This is a genomic window from uncultured Nostoc sp. (assembly GCF_964245575.1).
GTDB lineage: Bacteria > Cyanobacteriota > Cyanobacteriia > Cyanobacteriales > Nostocaceae > Nostoc.
In genome coordinates this window covers 1-7,970 of the sequence record NZ_CAXTNP010000314.1, presented here as the reverse complement: position 1 = coordinate 7,970, position 7,970 = coordinate 1, and the positions used below count along the sequence as shown (strand labels likewise).

The 7,970-nt window shown below is 43.3% G+C and carries 7 protein-coding genes; 3 read left to right on the top strand and 4 right to left on the bottom strand.

All coding sequences use genetic code 11. The annotated features are described in order from the left end of the window. Positions 1 to 94: 94 nt before the first annotated feature. The 4 genes from ACFFAP_RS32635 to ACFFAP_RS32620 all read right to left on the bottom strand — a co-directional run bounded on the left by ACFFAP_RS32635 (position 95) and on the right by ACFFAP_RS32620 (position 2,116). On the bottom strand, positions 95 to 670 hold the full coding sequence (locus tag ACFFAP_RS32635; RefSeq protein ID WP_375515103.1) for a TMEM175 family protein: 576 nt from the start codon (positions 668 to 670) through the stop codon (positions 95 to 97). Between the two features lie 128 nt (positions 671 to 798). Next, positions 799 to 1,134: a XisI protein gene (locus ACFFAP_RS32630; RefSeq protein ID WP_375515102.1), complete on the bottom strand. Its 336-nt coding sequence runs from the start codon at positions 1,132 to 1,134 to the stop codon at positions 799 to 801. Continuing rightward, the gene (locus ACFFAP_RS32625; protein WP_375515104.1) at positions 1,122 to 1,262 is read right to left on the bottom strand and encodes an element excision factor XisH family protein; all 141 of its coding nucleotides are present in this window, start codon (positions 1,260 to 1,262) and stop codon (positions 1,122 to 1,124) included. Before ACFFAP_RS32625 ends, ACFFAP_RS32630 begins: the two co-directional genes overlap by 13 nt. Positions 1,263 to 1,480: 218 nt before the next feature. After that, on the bottom strand, positions 1,481 to 2,116 hold the full coding sequence (locus ACFFAP_RS32620; RefSeq protein ID WP_375515101.1) for a transaldolase family protein: 636 nt from the start codon (positions 2,114 to 2,116) through the stop codon (positions 1,481 to 1,483). Between the two features lie 287 nt (positions 2,117 to 2,403). Between ACFFAP_RS32620 and aqpZ the strand changes: the two genes are divergently transcribed. The 3 genes from aqpZ to ACFFAP_RS32605 all read left to right on the top strand — a co-directional run bounded on the left by aqpZ (position 2,404) and on the right by ACFFAP_RS32605 (position 7,899). Then, positions 2,404 to 3,102, top strand: a complete 699-nt coding sequence (aqpZ, locus tag ACFFAP_RS32615; RefSeq protein ID WP_375515100.1) for an aquaporin Z — start codon at positions 2,404 to 2,406, stop codon at positions 3,100 to 3,102. 170 nt (positions 3,103 to 3,272) lie between these two features. Next, positions 3,273 to 5,798, top strand: coding sequence for a cyclic nucleotide-binding domain-containing protein (locus ACFFAP_RS32610; RefSeq protein WP_375515099.1), 2,526 nt, complete (start codon positions 3,273 to 3,275; stop codon positions 5,796 to 5,798). A gap of 349 nt (positions 5,799 to 6,147) precedes the next feature. Further along, positions 6,148 to 7,899 (top strand): tetratricopeptide repeat protein, encoded by a 1,752-nt coding sequence (locus tag ACFFAP_RS32605; protein WP_375515098.1) that lies wholly within the window; start codon positions 6,148 to 6,150, stop codon positions 7,897 to 7,899. The last annotated feature ends 71 nt before the right edge of the window (positions 7,900 to 7,970 follow it).

The window sequence follows — 7,970 nt, the reverse complement described above, 5'->3', positions numbered from 1 at the left end:
GGCGAAACAATCGCATTGTCAGGCGAAACAATCGCATTGTCAGGCGAAACAATCGCATTGTCAGGCGAAACAATCGAATATTGGACAAATACGTTCAGGGAGCGAGAGTATTTTCAATGCGACGGTCGGGGATGAGCCACATAACTGCAACCAGAACGTATAGTATACAGGCAAACCATGAGTTCACAAAGGCAAGTGGAATTGCTGCTGCATAGAACACCATCGATATTTGTCCTTTGAAATCTCGGCCCACTGCGATCGCTAATGTCGAATCGCTTCCGTGGTAAGAAATGAGAGTGCGGGTAAGGATAAAGTAAGCCAACGCAGACAACAACAATACCGTACCATAAAGGGCAACTGGCATAGCGGCAAATTGATTCTCGCCCATCCAGCCAGTGACGAAGGGGATTAGGGACAACCAAAATAGCAAATGCAGATTCGCCCAAAGGATACGCCCATTAACGTGTCGGACTGCCTGTAGGAGATGATGGTGATTGTTCCAGTAGATGCCGATATAAATAAAACTCAGCACATAGCTCAAAAATACCGGGATTAGTGGACGTAGCGCAGCTAAATCGAATCCATGCGGCACTTTGATTTCCAGCACCATTATAGTGATGATGATGGCAATCACCCCATCGCTGAATGCTTCTAACCTCCCTTTTCCCATGTACGTATTCCTTTTCTATTTACTTGAGAGTTAAGTTGTAATACTCTGTACTTTATCGTACCAAGTAGCCGCCATTCATGAAGATTGTCTACCAGATGATCTTTGATATGCTATGATTGCACTTTTCTTTAAGCTACTCCATACCCTGTATACGGACGCTTATAGGGCGGATGTAAACCCAGAATAATATCCTGCTTCGGCACACCAATTTCTACTAATTCCCGCGCAATATCTATATCAGTCATATTGCGCTGAATCCAAATCTTCCCATCCTTAATGTCTAAATGGATGATACAGTTGTAAACTCGCTTAAGTCCCTCCCAGCCAACTTCCAAAAGGTGGTAGTGGTCATGTTCTGTATCAAACACAAGTTGCGATTCTATGTCTGAATTGCCACTCTCAAAAATAGCGTGAGATGTTAATACTTGGCGGATACTTTGGCGGTATTGTTCTACTCTTTCCATTCGAGAATCACCTCCTGAAGTGGATCATAACTCACCAACTTCACTTGATAAAGTTTGACAGCTTCCTGAGTGAATCGCTCCTGAAAGAACGAGTCAAAGGTATCGACGGGAACCGCTAAATAAAGTATTCTGTAATGTTTTAAATATCAACTGCTGCGGCTGAAGAATACAGCAGCGACAATAATCAAACCTAAAAGTGTTAAAGGAACCCAAAGATTAGGAATATCTGACAAACTCATTTTAATTACGAATTACGTTAGCGAGAATTCGAGCGTCATTACGAATTACGAACTTGTACTGAGCGACTTGCCTTGAGCGAAGTCGAAAGGAGCCGAAGTATTACGAATTATCCTAAACCAATGCCTCCTTTAGCGAATTCTTCAACAGTTTTCTGTGAGAATTCATGAGTAGCGATCGCTTGCAACATTGCCAATGGTAAAGTCAAATGATCCGCCCCGGCTTGCAATGAGGCGGCTGCTTCTTGGGGAGATTTGATACTGGCTGCCAAGATTTCCGTATCACTGCCTTTGAGTACGCTAGCCATATCCCGCACCAAAGCAATACCGTCACCTAACAACTGCGTAGCTCGATTTACATAAGCTATGGCAATTTTAGCTCCTGCTTCTCGTGCTACTGCTGCCTGTGCTGCACTGTAAATCGCTGTCACCGAACAGGTAATTTCTGGTGATAGACTCGCCACCACTTCAAAACCTAACGGTATTGCGGGAATCTTTAAAATTGTTTGCGAACCAATAATCTCGAAAGCTTTTCTACCTTCAGCTAGCATCCCAGCTTTATCAGATGCCACAAGTTGATAGTATAACGGGCCATTCGTCAAGGCAACCAATTTTTTGAGCGTGGTTTTTGGTGGGGTATCGCTTTGAGACAACAGCGTGGGATTTGTGGTAATGCCTTTCACCCATCCCCAAAGCTTAACAACTTCAGCTTCAGATGCGATCGCTGAGTCTAGATAAATTGCCATAATTTCTCCCGATCAATTCCCCGATATTAATGTGCAAGTGCTGCGTTTTTAACCGCTTTGCATCCTCTACCTACATTGGCGTAGCGTCTCCTTTTGGGAGAAGCGTTGAGGCAGGGGTATTACAGCGATTAGATAAATGAAATTTCTCATCAAATTTTTCAATGAAGCAACTAACAGTATCTTAGTAATTTTTCTACTTAATAATCCAGAAGCGAGTATTTATCTTAGTGTGATTCAGCTAATGTGTACAAATATCAATCACGTCTACCCAGTTGTGGCATTATCTCATGAATCGTTACTCGTTAGCAAAACGATGTTTTGCGGAAGCTCTAGGTACAGCTTGGTTGGTTCTGATGGGCGTGGGTACTGCGGTTATCTCTGGTGCAGTACCTTGGGTTGGAGTTACTGGGGTGGCGATCGCTTTTGGCTTAAGTTTGTTGACTGCTGCCTATACTTTTGGTTCTATAAGTGGATGTCACATCAACCCCGCAGTCACAATTGGTTTATGGGTAGCCAAGCAATTTTCTTTCCGAGACGTTTTGCCATATATAGGAAGTCAGGTTCTCGGCGGAATTTGGGGGACTACTATCCTGTTTTTGATTTGCATGGGCAAGCCGGAGTTTACAACAGCTAACTTTGGTTCTAATGGGGTGGGAATTCACTCCCCTGGTAACTATAGCTGGTGGGCTTGTGCATTAGCCGAATTCACTGTTACCTGTGGCTTTGTGCTGCTGATCTTGAGCGTCACATCTTCTCCCGTTTTCAAACGGTCTGCACCCATCCCCATTGGTTTAGGGCTGACCTTGGCGCATCTTATCCTGATTCCTGTGACAAATGCCAGCGTCAATCCCGTGCGATCGCTAGCCACAGCTATTTTTACTCGCGGTTGGGCATTGGCTGACCTTTGGATTTTCATCGTGTTTCCAATTTTAGGTGGAGTTTTGGCGGGTATGGTCGCCCGATGGCTGCAAGAACCAGACATTTAAGACTACTCACAACTTTACTGAGGCAGTAGCGGCGCAATACTCCAACATGGAATCATGAGTATGGACGGACATGATATAACTTATTACGCATCGCCCGCCACACGCAGATGTTTTAAGCTAGTTTTCAAGTGATAATCTTCTTATACAGCAGCCTACACGGAGAAATTAATATGACATCTCCAGAAACGGTTACATGGCTACAAAAACGCACGAGTTTAGGAATTCTCTCGCCTGAGGTGTTAAATGCGATCGCTCAAGTAATTGAAGAACAAGTAGTGAGTGCCGAAACTGACTTAGTTACCGAAGGCACTCCTCCAGAAGCCCTCTATATTCTTGTAGAAGGTCAACTAGAAAGCAATAGCACCAATGAAACCAACCCAGCCTTAGCTTGTGGATTCCTCCCGGGTGCAGTGATTGAACTCAAAGAATTGCTGTTGGATGAATTAACTCCATTCACAATTACTACGGTAACCGAATGTCATTTGTGGGTTGTCCCTGGTGATAAATTTCGTGAATTAGCCACCCAATACCTTGAAATTGCTCAGGCTTTTTCGCGTCAATTGGCTCAAGAATTAGCTCAAGCTACATCTGCACTTGGCTATGAACAAGAACGATCTGTTGCTTTGCGACCATATTTAGTCACCAAAGCGCAACGCGGAATTATCGGTACAAGTCGCTATGCTGTGCGGCTGCGCGAGCAAATTCGTTTATCGGCGGCTGATTGCAAATCAGTGGATATTTTCGGAGAACCAGGGTTAGAAAAAGACAATATAGCAGCCCTCATCCACTTTGGTTCTCCAAAACGACGAGAACCAATTATTAAAGTAAATTGCGGTATTCTGCAAACTAGCGGTGCAGATTTATTCGGTCGCGCTGGCGGTAAACCAGGATTGTTGGAATGGTTGGGAGAAGGTACTTTAGTTCTCAACAATATCCAAGAATTGCCCGAAGAATTATTACCTCCGGTGACGCAGTTGCTCAAAACTGGCACATATACCCCCGTCAATCGTTCGGGAGAAGCAACACCTGAACCTCGTTCCAGTAAAGCCAGAATTCTGATTGTTTCAGAAAAAACTCAGCCGACAATTGAACGCTGTATTGGTCACATTATTAAAGTACCACCGCTACGGGTGCGGAAAACCGATGTTCAGGCACAGGTTGAATATTATATTAGTCTCTACATTCGGGCTAGAGGCGTTCCGAAACCGCACATCACCCCAGAAGCTCTGCGTCGCCTACAGTCGTATGATTTTCCTGGTAACCTCAAAGAATTAAAAAATCTGGTAGAAAGAGCGATCGTGCAAGCGCAGGGTGCCAATGAATTAACAGAAGAAATTTTCTGGCCAGCCGAAACAAAGAAAAAACGTTTTCGGGTGAATCTGTTAAATGCCTCTCCTCGTTTGCGGCGGTTTTTACGTAGTCCCTGGTGGCCCGATCGCATTAACTATGGTTTTACGGCAACGGCTTTTGCGATTATTGTTGCAGTCTTATTTATTGGGCCGCAAACCCGCGATCGCAATTTCGTATTAAATCTATTTTGGGCTTGGTGGTGGCCTTTCTTCCTATTTCTCTTTCCCTTTTTGGGACGTATCTGGTGTTCTGTTTGTCCGTTTATGATTTACGGGGAAATTACCCAAAAGTTATCTCTGTGGCTGTGGCCTCGAAAACTCAAGCGCTGGCCGAGAGAGGAAGCTGAGAAATGGGGCGGATGGTTTATGTTCGGTTTGTTCACCCTAATTTTCTTATGGGAAGAACTCTGGCATTTAGAAAATACAGCTTACCTTAGCGCTTGTTTGCTGCTATTAATTACCGCAGGTGCGATGATTTTCTCTGCCATTTTTGAACGAAGATTTTGGTGTCGTTATCTCTGTCCCATCGGCGGGATGAATGGTTTATTTGCCAAACTCTCAATGACGGAACTCCGGGCACAGCAAGGTATTTGTTCTGCCAGTTGCACGACGTATCAATGCTATAAAGGTGGGCCACAAAAGGGCGAAGGGATGGAAACTAATGGATGTCCTTTATACTCCCACCCAGCCCAGTTAGAAGATAACAGAGATTGCGTGCTGTGCATGACTTGCCTTAAAGCCTGTCCCCATCGTTCCGTTGAGTTCAACTTGCGTCCCCCTGGTATTGAACTGTGGACAACTCATGTACCCCGCACCTATGAAGTAGCATTATTGTTTTTGCTATTGGGTGGGATATATCTGCATCGCTTGCCAGAGTTGCAATCTTGGTTGGGGTTGCAACTGGATTTAACTCAGTTTTGGCAGCACTTGGGATTATCGCTGCTAGTGTTAATTATCCCAGCGATTTTTACCTTTGCGGCTTATGGCTTGCTGCAAGTGTTCAACTTTAACCATAAGCCTCGAAGATTTGTAGAACTTGCCTATGGCTACCTACCATTAGTGTTAGGGGGAAACTTGGCTCACTATCTGCGTTTAGGCTTAGGCGAAGGCGGACGGATTTTACCCGTGACCTTTGCTACTCTTGGTCTGGGTGGTGAACAATTGCCAATATTGGTTGCTCACCCAGCTGTGATTGCCTTTTTGCAAGGTGCAACGATAATTTTCTCAGTGTTGCTGAGTATGTTATTAACGCAAAAGATTGCCAAGCAAGCAGTGCGATCGCTCATACCGCAACTCCTAGCAGCGATCGCGTTGGGAGTTAGTATGTGGGCGATTATCGTGTTTTGAGCTTTATATTTAGCGATCGCTCTTACAATACGGTTCGGTTAACATGTTTGTCTCTTGAAGATCCCCCCTTTTTAAGGCTTGTTCTTTCTGAACTTTACCCCCAATTTATCGGGGGTCGCCGCAGGCGGGGGGATCTTATCCGAACCGTATTGGGAGTGATGATATCAAATCCGTTTGTATGGGAATTATCCCTCTTTCCTCTTTCTCTGCGCCCTCAGCGTCTGGAGCGGTTTCTGAGGCGATCGCTAGAATGAAATGGCCCTGTATTGCACCCAACCGAGAACCCCTATATACAGTTATTATATGGTTAGTCTGTAATTTTTCTGTCTCAGCACTAAATCAACTGGCCATGAAACGAAAATTTTTACCGATTATTGGATTACTCTTTACCATCGGTTTAATATGTGCAGTGGTAAATCATATTTTAGGCGGAATCTGTTTGTTTCCCGATATAGCATATAACCCAAGTGAGGGTCAGTCAATTAAAGCCAGAACATTGGCTATAGTTGCTGTTGGGTATGCCCAGATGGGACAAAAGGATAAATCCTCAAAAATATTAGCTCAAGCATTAAAGAATGCTGAAAAGATTAAGGAGATCAATACCTATTCTTCTCGAAGAAGCTCTGCACTGCTTAAAGTAGCTACCAAGTATGCAGAAGTTGGGCAACCCGCTCAAGCTCTTCAAGTTATTAAGATAGCAAAAGAAGGTGCTGAACATGGAAGTGGGGCTGCTCAAATGCTAAATGAGGCAGCAGTCAAGGCTGCCGAAGCAGGTCGCTTCAACCAAGCCATTCAGGTTACCCAGTTGCTCGATAATAAAGCAATTGGATATTTTGAAAACAGAGACAGTGCTATAGCTGAAGTTGCTGTTGAAGCTGCCCAAGTCGGGCTATACGACCAAGCTTTTCAACTTCTTAGCTCGATTGACGAGAATACCGATAAGACAGGAGAGGCATTAACTAAGATTGCTGAGTTGGCAACCTCTACAAAACTTAGAAGTAAAGCCTTGCCGTTATTAGATCAAACCTTTGAACTTGCCAATAGAATTAAGAATGTTAGTGCTTTAGCTAAGGTAGCTAGTCAGTACACAGAATTAGGACAGAAAGCTAAATCTGAACAAATATTAAACCGATGTCTTCAGCTTACCCAATCTGATAAGTACATCTCCGACCAAGTTGAAAACATAGTCAAGATTGCTGTTAGCTATGCAAACATAGGACAACAAGATAAAGCTGTAGAGATATTAGACAGTAGTTTTGGGGCTGTTCAGCTTATTCAGATTAATAATATACCAAAACCAATATTGTCCGAAATCGCCATTGGTTACGCAAAACTAGGTCAAAAAAATAAACCCTTACAAATACCAATATTGTTCAAAATCGCCATTGGTTACGCAAAACTAGGTCAAAAAAATAAAGCCTTACAAATATTAAATCAAGCCTTTCAACAGATTAAAACTAATGAATATGCTTGGAAAACTGAGCAATTCAGTCAAATTGCTGTTAAATACGAGGAGATAGGATTTCATCAACAAGCTTTGGAAGCTGCTAAAATGCTGGGGGCGCCTGAAAGAGTTCGGGCATTAGTTGCAGTAGCGGTTGAAGATGCAGAGCAATCTCAATATGACCTAGCTATTAAGAACATCAAATCTATTGGAAACCATTACCCTCATGAAGTTCGCCCCGACAAAATGAATGGACTATCTCAAATTGCCATGAAAGCTGCGTCAGCAGGGCAATATGAACAAGCATTTAAAATTATTGAGTCTATAGATGATGATTTTTGCGGAGATTGTATCGCTAAACCCTTAATAAAACTTGTTAACAAGGCTACTAGAACAGAAACAAAAGATCAAGCCTCACAATTGTTACACAAAGCCTTAAGCATTGCTCAGTTTAATATCCTAAATCAACCTGAACGAGTTGGAGTATTGGCTGAAGTTGCTAATCATTATGCACAACTGGGACAACAGCAGAAAGCTTCAGATATACTAGCTCAAGCCCTTAAAACTGGCGAAGATATTACTATTGTAAAGAGGATGCGTGAAAATATGTCCGTAATTTTTACCTGGTTCAAATATCCTTGTCCATATATACGTTGATGATCTATAGCAATCCGATTTGATTCGGTGAATTACTCGTAGAGACTCAATACTTGGGACTGGGGACTGGG

Coding starts and splice junctions, on each gene's coding strand:
- ACFFAP_RS32635 (WP_375515103.1), bottom strand. CDS start 670: ATGGGAAAAGGGAGGTTAGAAGCATTCAGCGATGGGGTGATTGCCATC.
- ACFFAP_RS32630 (WP_375515102.1), bottom strand. CDS start 1,134: ATGGAAAGAGTAGAACAATACCGCCAAAGTATCCGCCAAGTATTAACA.
- ACFFAP_RS32620 (WP_375515101.1), bottom strand. CDS start 2,116: ATGGCAATTTATCTAGACTCAGCGATCGCATCTGAAGCTGAAGTTGTT.
- aqpZ (WP_375515100.1), top strand. CDS start 2,404: ATGAATCGTTACTCGTTAGCAAAACGATGTTTTGCGGAAGCTCTAGGT.
- ACFFAP_RS32610 (WP_375515099.1), top strand. CDS start 3,273: ATGACATCTCCAGAAACGGTTACATGGCTACAAAAACGCACGAGTTTA.
- ACFFAP_RS32605 (WP_375515098.1), top strand. CDS start 6,148: ATGAAACGAAAATTTTTACCGATTATTGGATTACTCTTTACCATCGGT.